This window comes from Pseudomonas quercus (genome assembly GCF_012033695.1).
Taxonomy (GTDB): Bacteria; Pseudomonadota; Gammaproteobacteria; order Pseudomonadales; family Pseudomonadaceae; genus Aquipseudomonas; species Aquipseudomonas quercus.
The window spans coordinates 36,632-54,831 of the sequence record NZ_JAAVJI010000019.1; the positions used below are offsets into that span (position 1 = coordinate 36,632).

An 18,200-nucleotide genomic window follows, 5' to 3' on the forward strand; every position below is an offset into this window, starting at 1 on the left:
TCATGGTTACAAGGGGGTTTTTGTTTACGGCTCGCCTTTCTACCGCATTTTCCTAGCCCGCTCCCAACATCGCCTAGTGAGCTGTGATAGGCAACGCTATGCCGTTGAAGGCTCTAGCTAGGCTAGCCAGAGGCAGCGTACACAAGCGCTGCACTGGCCACACCGCACCCTACGCCAAGCTGCCTTTAAGCTCGGCAATATGCTCCGGCCCTATTCCACAGCACCCGCCAATCAGGCTGGCGCCCCGCTGTCGCCAATCCGTGGCCCATTTCAAGTAGCCTGGCGGGTCTAGGTCTTCGCGCAGTTCGTCCAGGCCGTCATTCGCCGTAGCTTCTTTCGGTTGCGGCGGGAAGGCATTGGCATAAGCGCCGATAGCGATATCAGCCTTCAACGTTTCAATCACTGAACGGGCCACGTCCACTGCAGCGCCGATGACCTCAGGCTGGCTGCAGTTGAACAGCACGGCGGCTACGCCTAATTGTGCGACTGCCTTTACCGCCTCTGCCACCGGTTCGCCTGAGCGTAGGCGGGGAAGGGCGCCCACCTCGTCGTCCTGCAAGGTGAAGGACACCCACAACGGTTTGCCATCGGCCGGTAGCTGTGCACGCATGGCCTGCACCTCGGCAATGGCGCTCTGGGTTTCTGCTAGCCACAGGTCCACGTGTGGGCCCAGGCCCTGCAGCAGAGGCGTGAGCAACTCGGTTACGCGCTCGGGCTGGAACAGGTCTGGTCGATACGAACCAAACAGCGGTGGCAGCGAACCGGCCACTTGCACGGGGTGCTTGCTGGCAGCTGCGGCCTGGCGTGCCAAGCGCCCAGCCGTGCCTGCCAAGTGCTGGCCTTCACGCGCAAAGCGCTCTTCACCAATGTGGAACGGCACTACGGCGTAGCTGTTGCTGGTAATCAGCTGGGCGCCTGCTGCGATGAACGCCTTATGCACATTGACTACCGCATCAGGCGCTTCGGTAAGGGCCAGGGCGGACCATTCAGGCTGGCGGAACGGAGCACCGCTGCGCTGCAGCTCACGCCCCATCCCACCGTCCAGAATCATTACAGGTCGCTGTCTCATATAACGTCTCTAACTATGCTTATGAATAAAATTCACTATGTTGGGCATGCTTATAACTATTAAATACCCGGCGTCCATTCTTATCAACTTTTTGGGTATGTCCATGGGGTTTTCTCGCTCGCTGTTTGCAGGTCTCGCGCTGTTCACATTAGGGGCACAGGCCCATGCCGGTGCCACACTGGAACGTGTAGAGGCGCATAAGGAACTGGTCAATGTGCTGATGGAAAGCTACCCGCCGTTCTCGTTTCTCAACGATCAAAACGAGTTGGATGGGTTTGACGTTGACGTGGCCAAAGCCGTAGCAGAAAAGCTGGGCGTAAAGCTGCGCCTGGAAACACCCTCCTGGGACGTGATCGCGGCTGGCCGGTGGAGCGGGCGTTATGACGTGTGCATCTGCTCGATGACCCCAAGCAAAGCGCGTGCTGAGGTATTTGATTTTCCGGTGGAGTACTATGCGTCGCCTGCCGTAATCGTGGTCAATGCCAAGGATGACCGCATTCACGCGGCTAAGGACTTGAACGGGCTCAAAGTCGGCCTAACCAGCGCTTCAAGCTATGAAAGCTACCTGAACAAGAACCTGGTGATAGAGGGCGCTGAAGACAAGCCTCTCACATACCCCTTCGATTTCGTACAGGCCGTTCCCTACGATACCGATAACGTCGCCTTCCAGGACCTGGGCTTGGGTGCGGGGGTACGCCTGGATGCCATCCTTACCAATCTGGTGACGGCTCAACCGCGGCTCGCCCAAGACAAGCGTTTCAAATTGGCAGGTGCGCCGCTGTATGAGGAACCCAACGCGGTAGCGGTTGAAAAGGGTGACCCTGAGTGGGAGGCCAAGGTGCGCCAGGTGTTCGCCGAGTTGAAGGCGGACGGCACGTTAACCAAACTCTCGCAAAAGTGGATCGGGGCTGATATCAGCAAATGAGTGTGCTACCTCCGCCCTCCAATTCGCCTGGCAAGCCTGCGGGCGAACGCTTTTTCGGCTTTCGCACCCGGCTTTACCTGACCTGGCTGGTCTTGTTTCTTCTATTTATAGGGTTCTTCCTCAGCTTCGACCTTAAGTTTTCGATCATCTTGGACAAGCTGCCCACTCTGGTTGGCCTGAAGCTGGCCCCGAACGGTTTTGTGCAGGGGGCAGCGCTGACGTTGTTCCTGTGCCTGTGCTCGATGGTGGTGTCGGCCCTGTTCGGCTTCGCCGCTGCGCTGGCGCGGTTGTCCCGCAGTGCCGTGCTGGTGGGCGTGGCCAGCTTCTATACGTCATTCTTCCGCGGCACACCGTTATTGATCCAGATCCTGCTGATCTACCTTGGGTTGCCACAGGTGGGCCTGGTGCCCGGTGCTATCAGCGCAGGCATTATTGCGCTGTCACTCAACTATGGCGCATACCTGAGCGAAATCTTCCGCGCAGGTATTGTGGGCGTTGCCAGTGGTCAACGTGAGGCAGCCTTGGCGATGGGTATGCGCCCTTGGCAGATTTTCCTGCGTATTGTGCTGCCACAGGCCATGCGCGCGATCATTCCGCCCACTGCCAACCAGTTCATCTCGATGCTCAAGGACTCCTCACTCATCTCAGTAATGGGAGTGTGGGAAGTGATGTTCCTGGCCCAGTCCTATGGTCGTTCCAGCTATCGCTATCTTGAAATGCTCACCACGGCCGCGGTGATCTATTGGGTGCTGTCGATCCTGCTGGAACTGGTGCAGGCCCATCTGGAACGGCATTTTGGTAGGGCTTACCGGCGATAACGTGCGCTGTATACGGGCCAGGCGAGCCTGTTGCTCGTGCTTGCTCAAGGCAATCTAGTCGGCAGCGCTACGCTTGAGGAGCCTTCCGGGCTTCACCCCTGTGTGGTGTTAAAGGCGCGATCGGTTCCAGGGGGCGACGAAAAAGGCGGGTGCCTTATCGCTTGTATGGCGCGCATGGGCCAAGGATAGGAACTGGCCGGCTGAACACGCCACTCAGGTGCGCGTGCCTTCAGAGAACTGCCCCATGTTTACCTCACACCTTGCTCGTGTATTGAGCCCCTTGCGTTCGGAGCGTATAGGGGTATTGCTTGGAATAGCGCTGTGCGCGGGGTGCCAAGCCCCTGGCCCTGTCGAACTGGCCAGCCCACGCTCGCCCCAGGTTGTGATTCGCCCTACCTCAAACGAAGCGATTCCTGTCAGGCTCCTCGCAGACATACCTTCCATTCCTGGCCAGACGATCTGGGAGCGGGTAGGGCGCGGTACAAGCTGGTGGAGCCAAGTTGGCCCTAACCCGCGTGTATCTAGCCAAATGGCGTGGCTCATGGGCAACCCCGGGTTTGTCACACAGGCCAGCCGGCGAGCCACACCTTATGTGCACCTGATCATGCAGAGCCTGCAACAGCGTGGCCTGCCGTCGGAGCTCGCCTTGTTGCCCATGATCGAAAGCGCCTACAACCCCATGGCGGTGTCACCCCAGATGGCAGTAGGGCTATGGCAGTTCATGCCGGCTACGGCGACCGACTACGGGCTGCGCCGTACACCTGGCTACGATGGCCGGCGTGACGTATTGGCCTCTACCCAGGCAGCCATGGATTACCTGGAGCGGCTGCATACGTTGTTCGAAGGCGATTGGCTGTTGGCCTTGGCAGCCTACAACGCTGGCGAGGGGACTGTCACCCGTGCCAGGGAAGCCAACCGCCGCAAAGGCTTGCCAGTGGACTACTGGCACCTGGAGCTGCCACGTGAGACCAAGGACTACGTGCCGCGCCTTCTGGCCTTGTCCAGATTGATCAGCAACCCCAGCGAACACCGCCTTCGGCTTCATCCTGTGGCCGATCAGCCTTACCTTGCTTCCGTTGCGCTACCTTACCCTGTGGGGTTCAAACAGCTCTCTACCGCTTGCGGCATATCTGAAAACGACCTTCGCATGCTTAATCCCGCCTATTCGAGCAGCAATACGGCAGGCGGCCCTGGCCATGTGCTAGTGCCCGTCACTGGCAGGGGCCCGCTCCTGGCGTACCTGAGTGGATCGAGCCCGAAGGGTGCTGCTGAGCCGGAACGGGTGCAGGCTTCGACAGGTGTAGTAGTGGCTGGAGTACCTTAGCTGGCTATCTAGTTGGGCATAAACGATATGTCACAGTTTGTGCAAATTTATACAAATTGTATCCATGGGCCTACATTTACAAACGTTATGGCGGGGTATTACGACGAACCATGGTAGCGCGCATGCAGCATTGTCCTCGGGCACGGTAGGTGACAAGTCGGATCCATCGTATAGCCCTTTGCCATACTTTGCTTTCCTATGTCGATTTCCCATTGCCCGAAGCGCAGCGAGTCGTGGCGACCGCTGAGGGATTGCCCATGAAAACAAGGGGATGCAGGAGACACCCAATGAGGTGTCTTACAAGTTCCCTATAACTAAAGGTAAGTTGGATGAGTTGTAAGTTTGATGTGAATGTGTAGTGGTCTGCAATATTGCAAAGCTCTTTTTTAGTTCGTTTAAGTTCGTTACAAACATCCAGTTTTACCCCTTTATATTTTCTGATTTTTACAATTTATAGTTAGTCGGGTCATCCACTTAAAAGAAGGTTTCAGCCGTTCTGTTTCAGTTTGATTTCAGCGCTTGAGCCCAGGATCGATTTTTGACGAAAAAACGGCAGAGCCCGCAAGCTGAAAGGGTAAAGCGTTGTTTTTGCTGAGATTAGGCTGTCCTCTCCACGCCGTGTCGACAGGCCTATTTTTCGCGAATAGTTAAATGGTCGTTTGAATCCGACGTTTAAAAAGCGCTGTCAGCTTTTCGTAACAGCAGCGTGATTTTCATCACGCTTGATATTGTTGACGGTCTCGCCAAGCGGGTTATACACTGCCGACAGCCTTCGGTGAGGGAAGTCAATGAATGGTGAAATCGATTTACCTAGTCATATTGCCCGCCCGCAAAACAAACCCCAAGAAGTAGACCCGTCTGTATTGAACTCCAGTCATCTGGATATGGATATTCTGCTTTATGGCGATACAGGTACTGGAAAAGACACACTTGCGCGGCAGGTTCATGATGCGTCTGGGCGTACGGGTGCCTTCGTAGGCATAAACTGTGCGGCTATCCCAGAAGCGCTTGCTGAGAGCCAGCTGTTTGGCGTGACCAGCGGTGCCTTCACGGGCGCATGCCGAGCGCGTGAGGGCTATATAGAAGCCTCCCACGGCGGCACCCTTTACCTGGACGAAATAGACAGCATGCCGCTGGCTTTGCAGGCCAAGCTGCTAAGGGTACTGGAGGCACGTGGAATCGAACGCCTGGGGTCAACGACCTTTGTGCCGGTCGAGTTGCGCGTCATCGCTTCAAGCCAGCGTTCGTTGGATGTACTGGTGGAACAAGGGCATTTTCGCCGCGACCTGCTATTCAGGCTCAACCTGCTAACCATCAGGTTGCCCGCCCTGCGTGCGCAGCGGGAACGGATTCTGCCATTGTTCGACCAGTTCACCCAGGCAACAGCGGCTGAGCTGGGCCGTTCCGTACCACCGTTGGACAACCACCTGACTCAGGTGCTGCTCAGCCATTCATGGCCTGGCAATATCCGGGAAGTAAAATCCGCGGCCAAGCGCTTTGTGTTGGGCTTCGGGCTGCTAGGGGGTGACCTGTCCGCACCGTTGTCCGAGCCAGGTACGGCGGGGCTGAAATCACAGCTACGCGTAGTGGAGCGCCTATTGATCCAGGATGCGCTCAAGCGTCATAAACACAGCCTGGATTCGGTCATTGAGGAGCTGGACATCCCCAAACGCACCCTTTACCAACGCATGAAGGCATTGGGCGTGTAACCGATTCAATTACTGCGAATGGGCCAGGCAGGGGGCCGGCCGTTCCGCATCGAGATTAAGCATGGGCGAGTACGACGCAGTAGACGATCACTTGGCGCTCGGCCATCACCTGGGCAACCTGGATGCCATAGCCAAGAGCCTGTCGGACCTGGGTGTTGATTTGCTGGTGGCCGGTGAAACCGGTTGCGGCAAAGACACCTTGGCTCAACGCATTCACTTCCTGTCTGGCCGCACCGGCCCCTTCGTGGCCATGAACTGCGCGGCCATCCCTGAATCCCTGTGCGAGAGCGAACTGTTCGGCGTGGTCAGTGGCGCCTACACAGGCGCGGACCGGTCACGAATGGGCTACATCGAAGCGGCTCAAGGCGGCACCCTCTACCTTGACGAACTAGACAGTATGCCCCTCACGTTGCAGCCCAAGCTGTTGCGCGTGCTGGAAACCCGTATGCTGGAACGCCTTGGCTCTACAACGCCGGTGCCACTGGACATTTGTGTGATCGCTTCGGCTCAGCGCTCACTGGACGAGCTGGTGGAGCAGGGCATGTTCCGGCGAGACCTGTATTTTCGCCTCAACGTGCTCACCTTCAAGCTCTTGCCTCTACGTGAACAACGCGAACGTATATTGCCCTTGTTCAAGCGCTTTGCCGAGCAAGCGGCGTTTGAGCAACAGCAGGTGGCTCAAGCGATCGACCCGCTAATGGCTCAGGTGCTGCTCAACCATGACTGGCCTGGCAACATCCGTGAACTGAAATCGGCTGCCAAGCGGTTTGTACTCAACCTCCCCTTGCTAGGCGAGGAAGAACCGGACAACGGCGCCACTGGCCTTAAATCACAGCTGCGGCTCATCGAGCGAACCCTGATTCAGGAGTCACTCAAGCGCAATAATCACTGCATTGAGGCGGTGCTTCGGGAATTGGAAATCCCCCGGCGCACCCTGTACCACCGCATGAAGGAGTTGGATGTGTAACCTTGTGCCCGCCTGACTATCAGGCGGGCGAGTAGGGTGTCAGTGGGCCTTTGGAATACCGAACTGTTTCAAGGTAGGGTCCACGTTGTGGTCGAACGTTTCCTGCCGCTTGTGCTTGTTCACCGCATCCACAATGGCTTTGATACCGAAGCCAATAGCCATGATGGCATCAATGGCCCAGCCTATGGGCCCGGCAGCCGCACCAATGGCACTCGCTGCTGCCAGGCCTGCTGCTTCACCGGCAACCATACCGGCGATACGCCCGGCCGCTGCGCCAGCGATACGGCCCAGGCCTGCAGAGGCGTCCTTGCCCAAGGCTTGAGCGGCCGCGTTATAGCCTAGCTTGCCCAATTCCCCGGCGCCTTTGGCCCCATCGTATATGCCTTTGATCGCACCACTGGTGTCGCCATCCTTGAGCTTCTGGTTGATGTTCAACAAGCTGGCCACGCTGAAGGCGCCGCCGCCGGCCGCCATAAGCTTGCCACTGGTGTTCAAGCCTGCTGCGGAGGTCTGTTTCTCCACACTGTCACGCAGTTGCCCATACATCTGGGCGCCGGTCATTTTGCGGGTGTCGGCATCCTTGGGCAGGGTGCCGGCGTCTTTCAGTTCCTTGAGCACGCTAGCGCCTTTGCCAGTAGTGGTCAGGGCCTTCATGGTGGCTTCGGCATAACCACTTTGTGCCGCCGCGGTCGCACTGGTGCCCAGTGCTTCGTCATAGGCCATTTTCTGGCTGTCCACTTGGCCCAGCACGTCCTTGGCATCAGACTTCTGGTCTTTTTTCAGGGCGCCTTCAACCGCTTTGCCCTGTACAAAGCTTTCCTGGTACGACTGGTTGATCTTGGCCTTGAGGTCTGGGCGCTTATCCAGCACCTGGGCAGCGGTCATGGGGGTCTTGTTGCCGGAGCGTTCACCCTGCATCTGAAGCTCGGCATTCAGGCCGCCCAGTGCTTTGCTGTAATCGACTGGGGTGCGGTCTTCTGGTTTTTTGCCCTTGTTCGCTTCCTCGGCCTGCTTTTCTGCGGTCGCCATATCATCCTGCAGCGCTTTACCACTGACCAGGTCAGCGTTTCGCTTCTCCACTGACGCTTTCAGGGCTGGATCGCTTTTAAGAATGGCGTTCTGCTGCTCGGGTATGGCCTTATCCATAAACGTCTTAACGTCCGGGTCCATCTGCAGCTGGGCAATCTTCTGCTGCAAGGCTTCGGAGGTTTTGCCCACCTTGCGCAGCTTGCTACCGCCTTCTACCTGCTCCTGGGTTTCCTGGAGCTTGATCATGACAGCGGCTTTCTGCTCACCGCTGTACTTGTCCGGGTTGTTGAATACATCCTCGTTGAGGTTGCTGATGTCCACCTTCGCCACGGCATTACGTGTCGCCGCATCGCTCATCATCGAAGCAAACTCGCCACCGGTCTTGGGCGCCTGCTTTTTGATCCAGTCGTCGATGTTCTTGGTGCTGATCTTCTTGTCGGCGTTGTGAAGGGCCAGGCCTTCGCCTTCGAAACCACCCTGGTCGAGCATGTGCAGGAAGCCGGGCTCGGCGAAGGTTTTGGCCGTTTGCCTTGCCAGCAACGAGAGGCCAGAGTTGCCGTCTTGCATGCCCTTCAATGCCTTGTCGGTGATGTACTTGTCTACCGGCTTGCGATCGTCTGGCGTGTCTTTTTCACCTGCCTTTACCAAGGGTTCATTAGCCCGCAGCATGGCCGCCGAGTGCACCATGGCCAGCGACTGTGGGTCGGCATCGGGATTTTTCTTCTGGTACTCCTCAATGTCTTTGCCTGCTGCCTTGGTCGCCTTGTCCATGTTCTTGATGAACGAGGAAAAGTCATTCTTTGAAATTTTGCCGTCCGCCTTACCTCCGTGCTTGCTGGTGTCCAAGGCTTTTTCCAAGGCCGGGTTGGCCTTGATGAATTCCATGGCCTTCTTGCCTTCTTCTCCGCCAGCGGCCGCCATTTTCGCGGCCGCTACTGGCCGGTTCAGCTCTTTGGCCGCCTGCTCCCGTTCGTTGGCAGGCAAGTGCGCCACCAGCGCGTCGTATTTCTTCAACTCTTCGGGGGAGGAATATTTTGAGTTATCAAGAAGCGGTGCAGGGGTTGCTTTGGGTAGGGCGGTACTGTTGTCGGGCTTGGTTGCACCCTGTGTTTCACAGGTGCCCTGAGTGGGCGTAGCAGGGGTAGTGCCCGCAGCAGGTGCAGCTGGTGCAGCAGGTTTAGTACCAGCCGCCGGCGCAGCGGGTGCATTACCTCCCGTAGGCGTTGTGCCGTTGCTATTTGAGCCTGGCTGCGGCTTGCCCAGGAAGAGGTCAGCAAACTGCTTGAATAGCGATTGTAAAGTGTCGTCGTTGGCGCCTGCCGTTATCGGCGGGTTTTGCAGGCCCGCTGGGGCGCCCTTAAGGGTCGATACAGTGAAAGCGGTGCCAAATTGGATATTCCCGCCATTTCCGCCATTGCCCATGCCGCCTAGCGGCGCCTTCAGGGCGGGGTTCAAGGCAGGCATGGCCTCGCCTGCGCCTCCCTGATTGCCGATATCGCCCAGCCCGGGCGTGGTTTGAGTTACGCGCATAGCGGCACCTGCCTGTGAAAATGTAAGTGAGCTGCTGAGTGGCCGCCGGGCTGCGGACGGTTCCCACGCATTTCCACCACCCTGCGAGGCAGGACAACAACATAACAAGTACCGACGAACGGTAATGGAACCAAACGGGAAGCTAGCGCCACCTATCGGCACCACGCAATGTTGCGGGTATTCATCACACTACTGAGGTACACCCCATGGTCGGCTCCGTAAATAACCCTGGTACTGGCTTGACTGGCTTCGTAGGCGACGTAACCAATGCTGGTGGCCAATTCGCGCAAGGCATCAACCAGACCAAAGCTGGTATCAACGATCAGCAAGCCATCATCGACAGCACCGGCACCACCAAGTCGCTGGAAGCCCAGCGCGCTGAGAGTGCCAAGTCCGACGCCAACGGCGCCGCATTGATCGGCCTGCAGGGTGAAGAAACCCGCCGCAAGCAGACCCAGGACGTGCTCAACGCCATCCAGTCGGGCAAGGAAGACTCCACCAACAAGAAAATCAGTGCTACCGCTCAGAACGCCAAAGGCATCAGCTTCTAAGCGTGGGTTCGGCCCTGCCCGTACCGCAGGGCCTCATTGCGGGTTAAGGAGGCAACATGCAGGTTTCTAACACACTACCTATTCAGGGTGCGCGCGTTCAGCCGTCCGAGGGCGGCGGCCAACAACTGAGCTCTCTTCAAAAAGCGATCAGAGAACTAGCCAGTCAGCTAATGACAATGGATGGCAAGCTTGATGAAAGTTCTCCGCTCGGCAAGATGGTTGCCTCCAAAATGCCTAACGAAGGTCTTTTTGGAAGTGGTCAAGCTCAAGTAGAGAAGGCGTTGCAGAGCTTGATCAAGGAGAAGCTGGGCGAGAATTTCGGTTCGGACCAGGCTCAACCTAGGACGCAGGGGACAAGTGGGACCGGCGGCACGGGTGGTAGCGCAGGCGTGGGTGGCGCAAATGGTGGTGAAGAAGACCTGATGACCCAGCTGCTAAAGGCGCTGGTCAAATCCATGCTCGGTGGCATGCTCAAGCCTGATGGCAAGGGGAACAGCAATTTCTCCGAAAAAGACCAGGCCATGCTGAGTAAAATCGGCGAGTTCATGGATCAGAACCCTGCAAAGTTCCCTCCACCGGATTCTGGCTCTTGGAAAACCGAACTGTCCAAGGGTGGCGGCGAGCAAGACAACCTCCTGAACGCCGACGAAACCGGCCAGGTACAAAATGCCCTGGACATGCTGAGCAGCCAGCTTGACGCAGGTTCCGTTGGTAACGCACAAGGTGGCCTGGGCGGTAGCGGTGGATCAGGCGGCTTCGGTGGCGGGAGTAGCACGCCGATCGGCGGAGTGCCACAGGGTGGCATCTCGGCCGAGAAGCTAGAGGCCGCGCTCCTGAAATTACTGGATCAGGGTGCCAAAGGACAGACCGACGGGCCGTCGCAACAGCTAACCCCTCGCCAACAGCACAACCTGGACAGCACCAGCGCCCAAACTGTGCAGGAACTGCTCAAAACCCTGGTACAAAGCAGCGATTCGCAGACCAGCCCTAGCCCTATCCGCTGATCTACGTCTGCCCGTTGCATTCGACACCGTTCTCTGGAGGCCATGCATGACCATTACATCTGTAAGCAAACACACCGCAACCAAGGCCGATGATGACCTTGAGCAGGGTTTGGTGCATGAGCCTTCCTCGGCGGACGTCGACTTCTTTTCAGCCGCCATGGGTGCTGCCCAGGTGGCAAGCGTAGGCGCAGGGCCGCTCCCGGCGTTAATGGCCGGGGCCTTGTCGGGCCGTGTACAGGCCACTGACAAGCTCTCCCAGCAGGCCATGCGCAGCATGAAGGCCGCAGCCGTCGGGGAAGACCCCACTGACATCACTGAGATGAGCCGGGCCCTGTCGAACTATTCATTGCAAACGGCCGTGACCACGAAAGTGGTCAATAAAGTCGGCCAGACGCTCGACAAGCTCACCAACCTGCAATAGGTACGAACCTGTGAAATGGCCCACTGCACTGCTAACGCTGTGCCTGCTGCTGACCGGTTGCGGCCAGCAGACCGAACTGTTCAGCGGGTTGTCCGAGCAAGACGCCAACGATGTGATCGCCTCGCTGGCTGAGCAGCACATTGAAGCAGACAAGCACTCTGCCAAGACCGGCATCGTGGTGGCCGTGGACAGTGCCGAGATCAACCGGGCGGTACGTGTGCTCGATGCGGCCGGGCTGCCCCGGCGTGCCCGCAGCAGCCTGGGCGAGATCTTCAAGAAGGAAGGGGTAATTTCTACCCCGCTGGAAGAACGGGCTCGCTACATCTATGCCTTGTCCCAGGAGCTGGAGGCCACCCTGTCGCAGATCGATGGTGTGGTGGTAGCACGTGTGCATGTAGTGCTGCCCGAGCGGGTGGCGCCTGGGGAACCCGTGCAGCCAGCCTCGGCAGCCGTGTTTATCAAGCACACCGCGGCATTGGACCCTGACAGCGTGCGTGGCCGCATCCAGCAAATGGTCGCCAGCAGTATTCCGGGGATGGCGTCCGGCACTGGGCCGGATTCACGCAAATTTTCTTTGGTATTCGTGCCAGCGGCGGAGTTCCAGGACAGCCAGCAACTGGTCAGCTTCGGGCCGTTTCTGGTGGACAGCAAGCAGGTAGGGTTCTGGAGCCGCATGGTATGGCTGGCGCCGGTCGGTGTGCTGGCCTTGATCGTGCTGTTGATGCTGGTGGTGCGTGCTGACTGGCGCGCGGCACTGTTCGGAAGGGTATCGCGCCGTGGTAGCGGTGCCAATTTGCCGAGCCGAGTATGAGTGACGCGGCGGCCGACATCGCGCTGGATACTTCCCTAAATGCGGACCAAGCTACGGAGCCTGCCGCCGCACCCCAGGCAGTGCCTGCGGCGGTCTCCGAGGCACAATGGGTACGGTGGTGGTGCACACCGTGGAACGATGCCCATACCAGCTGGAAGCAAAGCTTTGCCGAGCAAGCGGGTGTGCCATTGCCGGCCTGCGAGGCTTGGGCCGGTCACCGCCCCCAGGCCTTTCTGGCCTTTGCCGGTGTCTACCCGCCACAACCGCCCCCGCCTGTGCCGCAGGTGTTGCAGTGGCTGTCGATGACAACTGCCCAGCAACAGCTGGCACTGTCCCTCGTCACGTACATCTGCAATGGCCCGCCTCCAACGGAGGCAGAGGACCTTCCTGCACAGCCCCACCTGGCTTGGTGCCGAAGCCTGGCGAAGGCCCTGCGCCCCGGCTTGTGGCTGGAGAGCGAAAAAACCGAAGCACCTACTTTACTGGGGGGCTGGCTAGGCCCACAGTGCTGGGCCAGGTTACGGCTGGCCTGGCCTCGGCCGGGCACGCTGGCGGCCACTGACCAAACGGCGTTCACTGCCTTAGCCACTGCACGGCTCAATACCTTGTGGCCTGCGGTGCTGTGGCGGGTTGAAGCACGCTAGCCTGCCTATTACGGAGATTGCCATGCTGGTCAAGCGTTCACTGTCGCTGGGTGTATCTTCCCTGGCTGAGCCCATACTCAAGCGTGAACATATCGAGGATGCGCGTCGCGCTGAGGACGTGCTGGCCCAGGCCTTGGCGCAGGCCGAACAGATACAGCTTCATGCCCAAGAGCAGGCCCACGAACAGGTCAGCCAAGCCGTAGCCGAGTTCTGGGAGCAGGCCGGCGCCTTCCTTCAAGGCCTGGAAGCCGAACGCCAGAACTTCCAGGACGAGGCACTGGCAGCCGCCGAACAGCTACTGAGCACCGCCATGGCTCGCCTGCTGGATGAAGCAGGCCTGGCCGAGCGTACCCGTGCGCTGTTACGAAGCCTGGCGGCCAGCCAGCCGCTGGAGGTGAAGGCCACCTTACAGTGCCACCCAGACCTGCTGCCGGCGGTCACGCAATGGTTGGCCGATAGCCGTTTTGCAACAGTGTGGCAGGTGCAAGCCAACAGCCGTTTGGCAGACGATGTGCTTACCCTCAGCCATGCTACCGGGGCTTTCGATATTCAATGGGCCCAGCTGCGGGCGGGGCTGCTGGCGGCTACGGCATAGCCTGCGCCAGCACTGGGGCGGCCTCGCAGGGAACCACCGAGGGGTTCAGCCCCACACAGGGCTGAACCCACCTTGAGGCCCTCGCCATGCTAAGCCTGAAATCACTGCAGAACCGCCTTGACCATGCCTATTCCAACGCCCAGTCCGAAATGGATGACGCAGAAATGACCGCCAGCGACAGCGGTGAATTCGAAGACATGCTTGCCTTCAACGATGCCTCCCGCAAAACGCAGATGGCCAACACCATTCTCAATGAATCGCTTCGCGCCAAGCACGGCATTACCAAGTCAATCATCGACGGAATCCAGTAAACTCTTGGCCAGCAACACCATGGCCGGGGCACGCCTCGGTCGTGCCTACCTTCGATGCACCGCTGTTGGGAGCGTGAAATGCAAAAGGCTGTAATGTGGCTGACCTGTTGTGTGCTGTTGCTTGGCCAGCAAGCCTGGGCGGCCGTGCCCGACAGTTGGAAGCAAACCGCGTATGCCTACGATGCGCGGCAGACTACGTTGAATACCACCCTGGCAGATTTTGCCAAAGAATTTGGCATGGGCCTGGACATGCCTAGCATGGACGCCGTGGTCGATGGGCGCATCCGCGCTGCCAGCCCACAGGCCTTCCTGGACCGGCTGGGCCAGGAGCATCATTTCCAGTGGTTCGTCTATAACGAAACGCTGTACATCAGCCCCACGTCGGACCAGACCACTGCACGCATTGAAGTGTCCTCGGATGCGGTCGATGACCTGCAACAGGCGCTCACCGATGTTGGCCTGCTGGACACGCGATTTGGCTGGGGTGTATTGCCTGACGAAGGGCTGGTACTGGTACGCGGGCCTGCCAAATACGTGGATTTTGTACGTGACTACAGCCGCCAGGTAGAAGCCCCTGAAAAGGCCGAAAAACAGGACATCATGGTACTGCCCCTCAAGTATGCAAACGCGGCAGACCGTACCATCCACTACCGCGACCAAACCCTGAACGTAGCTGGCGTGGCCAGCATTCTGCAGGAACTGCTCGAAAGCCGTTCGCGAGGTGAGTCTCTGAATGGCATCAGCCTGGCACAGCGCTCCAGCGGAACAGCCAGTGGCATGGCCAACACCCCCCTGGGCCTGAATTTCGGTGGCCTGGGCGGGGGTGATACCGACATGGGCGTGCTGGAGCAGGGGATAGACCAGGTACTGGGCGGTGGCAGCGGGCGCAAAGGGCGGGGTGAAAAAAGCACGGCCCGGCCTCGTATCCGGGTCAGTGCTGACGTGCGCAATAACGCCGTGCTCATCTACGACCTGCCCAAGCGCCGCGCCATGTACGAGGCCGTGGTCAAACAACTGGATGTGCCCCGTAATGTGGTAGAGATCGATGCAGTGATTCTGGACATCGACCGCAATGAACTGGCGCAGTTGTCCAGCCGCTGGAATTTCAACGCCGGGCGCATAAGCGGTGGGGCCAGCCTGTTGGATGCCGGCACCAGCTCTACACTGTTCATTCAGGATGCTGGCAAGTTCGCAGCCGACCTGCGTGCCTTGGAGGGTAATGGCTCGGCCTCGATCATTGGTAACCCGTCCATTCTTACCCTGGAAAACCAGCCGGCGGTGATCGACTTTAGCCGTACCGAATACCTGACCGCATTGGGTGAGCGGGTGGCCAATATCGAACCTATCACTGCGGGTACGAGCTTGCAGGTGATTCCGCGGGCGCTGTCCCATGCCGACAAGTCTCAGGTGCAACTGATTGTCGACATTGAAGACGGGCAAATCGATGTGTCCCAGATCAACGACGAGCAACCGGCCGTACGCCGAGGGAACGTGAGCACCCAGGCCGTCATCGCCGAGCATGGCTCACTGGTAATCGGTGGGTTCCATGGCCTGGAGGCCAACGACCGTATCAACAAGGTACCCCTGCTGGGCGATATTCCCTACCTGGGTAAACTGCTGTTCCAGTCCCGCAGCCGCGAGTTCAGCCAGCGTGAGCGGTTGTTCATTCTCACGCCACGCCTGATTGGTGACCAGGTGGACCCTTCCCGCTATGTGGACAATGGCAACCCCCATGATGTGGATGCGCAGATGGACCGGATCGACACGCGCCGCGATGGGTTCGTGAAGCCTACCCGTGGCGAGATTGAAAAGGCGTTCAGCCAACTGCTCGATGGCGTATCCCCGCCGGGCTTCAGTGCGTCAGCGGCATTGCCATTCGAACCGCAAACACTCTGCGACCCAGGCAACGGCCTGGTGCTCGATGCCCAACGCTCCCAGTGGTTTGCCCGCAAAGACTGGGGTGTGGCGGTGGTGGTGGCGAAAAACGATACTGGCAAACCGCTGCGCATCGATGAAAGCCGCTGTGGTGGCCGCTGGGCCATGGGCGTAGGTGCCTGGCCCCATGCGTGGCTGCAGCCGGGTGAGGAGAGCGAGATCTACATCGCGCTGCGCCAGCCTAAACAATCCTTGAAAAATGCAGCTCAGGGCCGTACCTCGCTGCTTCGGAGAACCGCACCATGAAGCCCGGTCATGTACTGATTGCCCTCGTTGCATTGGCCGCGCTCGCTGGGTGTGCCAGCCGTGAAGGCTGCTCCGGTTACGCATGCAAGCGGCCAGACTCTACCGACCGGCAGTTGGTAGTGTGGTGGCCCGAAGATATGCGTCAGGGCCTTAATGACCGAGACCCGCAGGTAGATTTCACTGTGGTCCCGTTGAAGGATTGATGCCCCATGATCCAGGTGGCGGAAAAAGGCGCCTTTTACGAACACCTGCTCGCTGAGCAGGCAGCCACCTGGCCCATCGCCAAAGGCGTGTGCTTTGTCAGTTGCCGTGAACATCGACGTTGGGGTCTGGCTTTGCAGGTCACCGGCCAGGTGCTTAGCCCACAGCAACTGCGCACGGCGTTGGCCAGGCGCTTTCGTGAAGCCGAGCGTTTCAATGACTACTTCCTGTTCTTCGACGCCCGCCAGGCGTTCGTCATCTGGCGCGGCCTGCCCCAGGGCGTAAGCCCTGCTGTACCATTGGACGACATCCGCAGCACCCAGTTGGCCCTGGCAGGGCTTGAGCATTTGTTTAATTGAGTAAGTGCTGGGCATAGCACTTTAAGAGATTTTTTAGAAGCCTCTTTGAACAGAAGCTTTATTACGAAATATTTTAAGATTGAGCGCTCTAAATGAGCTCTCTGCCTGGCCTTGATGTTTGCTTTTTATAATCCGGCCTTAAACCTTTTTGAATGTTTTTGCACTTACTGTTTTGTCCGAAAAAATCTGCTTAATTGTAAAAAAACTTTGCGCGCCAAGTGCCAAGCGTGAACCTCCATGCTTCGCAAACGCCCGGTGATCGTTGGCTTTAATGGGTATTATTCCCTTTAAAAGCGCATCCTGCCGATCACGTTAAGCCCCCGCCACGTCCGCTAGTTGGGTTGACAGCCTGTTATGCAAGCGTGTTTCCTTGCGCGCCAACCTGCTTTAAAAGTGAACCCGTTCCCCTGCAGGGTTGAACCGCTGACTTACTCGTTGTTTCGAGGGCGTTAGTGCAGCGGGTTATGTCCAGCAAAGTTCTCCGAGGAAGCCGCCTGGCTTATTTAAAAGGCAAGTCGATCAGCGTGCTGGGCGAAAACACCTTCGTACAAGGCGATCGGGTCGATATCAACCAGTGAGACAACAGCCCATGGCCAGACCAAGCCTGTACGACCGCATTGCTGCCAAACGTATTGCCGACGAAGAAGCGGCCCGCCTTGCCGCGCTTCAAGCCCCGGTGGTTGAAGCGGCACCCGAGCCTGAGCCCCAGGCCGTTACACCGCTGCAAGAGGGGCCCAGCCATTTCAGCTTTGGTGGGTTGCAGGTGAGTTTACCGGCACACGCCCGCCTGCTCGCCGTCCAGGCCACGGTGGACTACAACGGCGAGCCGCTTACGGTGGCGATCAAACGTAGCACGGTGCGGGAAGGTGACGCGCTGGGTGTGCTCTTTGAACGTGCTCTGCAGGCCTTCAGTGCGCAAGCGCCGGGCCTGCGGGTGATTCGTCAGCAGGGCTGTACGCTTCTAGGGTGTGATGCCCAGGCAGTGGATGTTCATATCAACGCGCAGGGCAAGGCGCAGCACGCACGGCTGATTGGGGCACTGGTACCCCAGGCAGGCAGTGAAGCTTTGCAATGGCTGGAAGTGTCCTGCCGGATCGACCCCACCCAACCCGAGCTAAGCGACTGGTTGGCACACTTCGATAGCCTGGTGGCCGACTTGGCCGCTGGCTGATTTTCGATACAAGGAGTTCCTGTTACATGGAATACGCATTGCAAGAAGGCGACATCACGCTGCCAGAAGGTTTTCAGGACCGTACCGTCAACATGTTCGTGCTGGGTTCCGTGCTGCCAGCGCCCTTGAGCATCACGGTGTCCAGGGACACGTTGTTGCCGGGTGAAACGCTGCAGGCCTATGTGGACCGGCAGGTCAAGCTGATGGCCTCCAAGCTGCGCGGCTATACTGCCCTCGGCCGCAAGGCCGTGTTTCTCTCGACAGCGGCGCCCATGGAGGGCGTGCAGATCGATGCGTACTACATGGGCGAAGGGCGGCCCTACTATCAGCGCCAGGCCGCGTTCCTGATCGAACCGACACGTGCTCTGGTGTTCTCGACCACCTCTGCGGCTGATTTCAGCCCTGAACAGACCCAAGGCTGGGCTGACCTGCTGGCCAGCTTCCAGCCTCGCCTGCCAGCGACCCCCGCCACCCCCGAACAGGAGTAACGCCCATGTTCGAGGCAGCACGGTTTGGTGACCAGATCGCCCACTCCGGCGCAATGGGCGGCTTTGTGTTGGGGGCTGTTCTTGGCATCGGC

General features: G+C 58.7%; 20 protein-coding genes. 18 read left to right on the plus strand and 2 right to left on the minus strand.

The genetic code is table 11. The features are described 5' to 3' along the window. Positions 1–169 precede the first annotated feature (169 nt). Positions 170–1,069, minus strand: coding sequence for a homocysteine S-methyltransferase family protein (locus tag HBH25_RS21520; RefSeq protein WP_168085980.1), 900 nt, complete (start codon positions 1,067–1,069; stop codon positions 170–172). A 103-nt stretch (positions 1,070–1,172) separates the two neighbouring features. Here HBH25_RS21520 and HBH25_RS21525 point away from each other — a divergent pair, with 103 nt between their 5' ends. From HBH25_RS21525 to HBH25_RS21545, 5 genes are all read left to right on the plus strand, one after another. Continuing rightward, a complete protein-coding gene (locus tag HBH25_RS21525) occupies positions 1,173–1,994 on the plus strand; it encodes an ABC transporter substrate-binding protein (RefSeq protein ID WP_168085997.1) in 822 nt (273 codons plus the stop codon). Then, positions 1,991–2,812 (plus strand): amino acid ABC transporter permease, encoded by an 822-nt coding sequence (locus tag HBH25_RS21530; RefSeq protein WP_168085981.1) that lies wholly within the window; start codon positions 1,991–1,993, stop codon positions 2,810–2,812. Before HBH25_RS21525 ends, HBH25_RS21530 begins: the two co-directional genes overlap by 4 nt. A 244-nt stretch (positions 2,813–3,056) precedes the next feature. After that, a complete protein-coding gene (locus HBH25_RS21535; RefSeq protein ID WP_168085982.1) occupies positions 3,057–4,136 on the plus strand; it encodes a transglycosylase SLT domain-containing protein in 1,080 nt (359 codons plus the stop codon). Positions 4,137–4,999: 863 nt separating this feature from the next. Then, positions 5,000–5,845: a sigma 54-interacting transcriptional regulator gene (locus HBH25_RS21540; RefSeq protein WP_281361168.1), complete on the plus strand. Its 846-nt coding sequence runs from the start codon at positions 5,000–5,002 to the stop codon at positions 5,843–5,845. Between the two features lie 61 nt (positions 5,846–5,906). Continuing rightward, positions 5,907–6,812, plus strand: a complete 906-nt coding sequence (locus tag HBH25_RS21545; protein ID WP_168085984.1) for a sigma 54-interacting transcriptional regulator — start codon at positions 5,907–5,909, stop codon at positions 6,810–6,812. Between the two features lie 39 nt (positions 6,813–6,851). On the opposite strand, the gene HBH25_RS21550 is transcribed toward HBH25_RS21545, so the two are convergent. After that, positions 6,852–9,371, minus strand: coding sequence for a type III effector HrpK domain-containing protein (locus HBH25_RS21550; RefSeq protein WP_168085985.1), 2,520 nt, complete (start codon positions 9,369–9,371; stop codon positions 6,852–6,854). A 206-nt stretch (positions 9,372–9,577) separates the two neighbouring features. Here HBH25_RS21550 and HBH25_RS21555 point away from each other — a divergent pair, with 206 nt between their 5' ends. From HBH25_RS21555 to HBH25_RS23925, 13 genes are all read left to right on the plus strand, one after another. Next, positions 9,578–9,922 carry a type III secretion system major pilin HrpA gene (locus tag HBH25_RS21555; protein ID WP_168085986.1) on the plus strand — a complete coding sequence of 115 codons (345 nt, stop codon included), beginning with the start codon at positions 9,578–9,580 and terminating at the stop codon, positions 9,920–9,922. A 56-nt stretch (positions 9,923–9,978) separates the two neighbouring features. Continuing rightward, positions 9,979–10,926, plus strand: a complete 948-nt coding sequence (locus HBH25_RS21560) for a hypothetical protein (protein ID WP_168085987.1) — start codon at positions 9,979–9,981, stop codon at positions 10,924–10,926. A 46-nt stretch (positions 10,927–10,972) separates the two neighbouring features. Continuing rightward, a complete protein-coding gene (gene sctI, locus HBH25_RS21565) occupies positions 10,973–11,347 on the plus strand; it encodes a type III secretion system inner rod subunit SctI (RefSeq protein WP_168085988.1) in 375 nt (124 codons plus the stop codon). Positions 11,348–11,357: 10 nt separating this feature from the next. Then, on the plus strand, positions 11,358–12,158 hold the full coding sequence (gene sctJ / locus HBH25_RS21570) for a type III secretion system inner membrane ring lipoprotein SctJ (RefSeq protein WP_168085989.1): 801 nt from the start codon (positions 11,358–11,360) through the stop codon (positions 12,156–12,158). Beyond that, entirely contained in the window at positions 12,155–12,802 is a 648-nt protein-coding gene (locus HBH25_RS23430; protein ID WP_229631907.1) for a type III secretion protein, read from the plus strand. Before sctJ ends, HBH25_RS23430 begins: the two co-directional genes overlap by 4 nt. Before the next feature lie 22 nt (positions 12,803–12,824). Next, on the plus strand, positions 12,825–13,397 hold the full coding sequence (sctL, locus tag HBH25_RS21580) for a type III secretion system stator protein SctL (RefSeq protein ID WP_168085990.1): 573 nt from the start codon (positions 12,825–12,827) through the stop codon (positions 13,395–13,397). Positions 13,398–13,483: 86 nt separating this feature from the next. Beyond that, complete coding sequence (locus tag HBH25_RS21585) at positions 13,484–13,708, plus strand: type III secretion protein (protein ID WP_168085991.1); 225 nt, start codon at positions 13,484–13,486, stop codon at positions 13,706–13,708. A 78-nt stretch (positions 13,709–13,786) separates the two neighbouring features. Continuing rightward, complete coding sequence (gene sctC / locus HBH25_RS21590) at positions 13,787–15,889, plus strand: type III secretion system outer membrane ring subunit SctC (protein WP_168085992.1); 2,103 nt, start codon at positions 13,787–13,789, stop codon at positions 15,887–15,889. Next, a complete protein-coding gene (gene hrpT, locus HBH25_RS21595) occupies positions 15,886–16,092 on the plus strand; it encodes an HrpT family type III secretion system protein (RefSeq protein ID WP_168085993.1) in 207 nt (68 codons plus the stop codon). The genes sctC and hrpT overlap by 4 nt, the downstream gene beginning before the upstream one ends. A 6-nt stretch (positions 16,093–16,098) precedes the next feature. Next, positions 16,099–16,449, plus strand: a complete 351-nt coding sequence (locus HBH25_RS21600) for a type III secretion protein HrpV (protein WP_168085994.1) — start codon at positions 16,099–16,101, stop codon at positions 16,447–16,449. Between the two features lie 589 nt (positions 16,450–17,038). Further along, positions 17,039–17,620 carry a DcrB-related protein gene (locus tag HBH25_RS21605; protein ID WP_168085995.1) on the plus strand — a complete coding sequence of 194 codons (582 nt, stop codon included), beginning with the start codon at positions 17,039–17,041 and terminating at the stop codon, positions 17,618–17,620. A 26-nt stretch (positions 17,621–17,646) separates the two neighbouring features. Then, positions 17,647–18,108 (plus strand): DcrB-related protein, encoded by a 462-nt coding sequence (locus tag HBH25_RS21610; protein ID WP_168085996.1) that lies wholly within the window; start codon positions 17,647–17,649, stop codon positions 18,106–18,108. A gap of 5 nt (positions 18,109–18,113) precedes the next feature. Then, the coding region (locus HBH25_RS23925; RefSeq protein WP_484573233.1) for a hypothetical protein at positions 18,114–18,200 on the plus strand (87 nt) is incomplete at its 3' end.

What these genes read in the sequence shown, in the direction of transcription:
- HBH25_RS21585 (WP_168085991.1), top strand. Translation starts at nt 13,484, where the DNA reads ATGCTAAGCCTGAAATCACTGCAGAACCGCCTTGACCATGCCTATTCC.
- HBH25_RS21520 (WP_168085980.1), bottom strand. Translation starts at nt 1,069, where the DNA reads ATGAGACAGCGACCTGTAATGATTCTGGACGGTGGGATGGGGCGTGAG.
- HBH25_RS21525 (WP_168085997.1), top strand. Translation starts at nt 1,173, where the DNA reads ATGGGGTTTTCTCGCTCGCTGTTTGCAGGTCTCGCGCTGTTCACATTA.
- HBH25_RS21555 (WP_168085986.1), top strand. Translation starts at nt 9,578, where the DNA reads ATGGTCGGCTCCGTAAATAACCCTGGTACTGGCTTGACTGGCTTCGTA.
- sctI (WP_168085988.1), top strand. Translation starts at nt 10,973, where the DNA reads ATGACCATTACATCTGTAAGCAAACACACCGCAACCAAGGCCGATGAT.
- hrpT (WP_168085993.1), top strand. Translation starts at nt 15,886, where the DNA reads ATGAAGCCCGGTCATGTACTGATTGCCCTCGTTGCATTGGCCGCGCTC.
- HBH25_RS21610 (WP_168085996.1), top strand. Translation starts at nt 17,647, where the DNA reads ATGGAATACGCATTGCAAGAAGGCGACATCACGCTGCCAGAAGGTTTT.
- HBH25_RS21605 (WP_168085995.1), top strand. Translation starts at nt 17,039, where the DNA reads ATGGCCAGACCAAGCCTGTACGACCGCATTGCTGCCAAACGTATTGCC.
- HBH25_RS21545 (WP_168085984.1), top strand. Translation starts at nt 5,907, where the DNA reads ATGGGCGAGTACGACGCAGTAGACGATCACTTGGCGCTCGGCCATCAC.
- sctL (WP_168085990.1), top strand. Translation starts at nt 12,825, where the DNA reads ATGCTGGTCAAGCGTTCACTGTCGCTGGGTGTATCTTCCCTGGCTGAG.
- HBH25_RS21535 (WP_168085982.1), top strand. Translation starts at nt 3,057, where the DNA reads ATGTTTACCTCACACCTTGCTCGTGTATTGAGCCCCTTGCGTTCGGAG.
- HBH25_RS23430 (WP_229631907.1), top strand. Translation starts at nt 12,155, where the DNA reads ATGAGTGACGCGGCGGCCGACATCGCGCTGGATACTTCCCTAAATGCG.
- sctC (WP_168085992.1), top strand. Translation starts at nt 13,787, where the DNA reads ATGCAAAAGGCTGTAATGTGGCTGACCTGTTGTGTGCTGTTGCTTGGC.
- HBH25_RS21530 (WP_168085981.1), top strand. Translation starts at nt 1,991, where the DNA reads ATGAGTGTGCTACCTCCGCCCTCCAATTCGCCTGGCAAGCCTGCGGGC.
- HBH25_RS21560 (WP_168085987.1), top strand. Translation starts at nt 9,979, where the DNA reads ATGCAGGTTTCTAACACACTACCTATTCAGGGTGCGCGCGTTCAGCCG.
- HBH25_RS21600 (WP_168085994.1), top strand. Translation starts at nt 16,099, where the DNA reads ATGATCCAGGTGGCGGAAAAAGGCGCCTTTTACGAACACCTGCTCGCT.
- HBH25_RS21550 (WP_168085985.1), bottom strand. Translation starts at nt 9,371, where the DNA reads ATGCGCGTAACTCAAACCACGCCCGGGCTGGGCGATATCGGCAATCAG.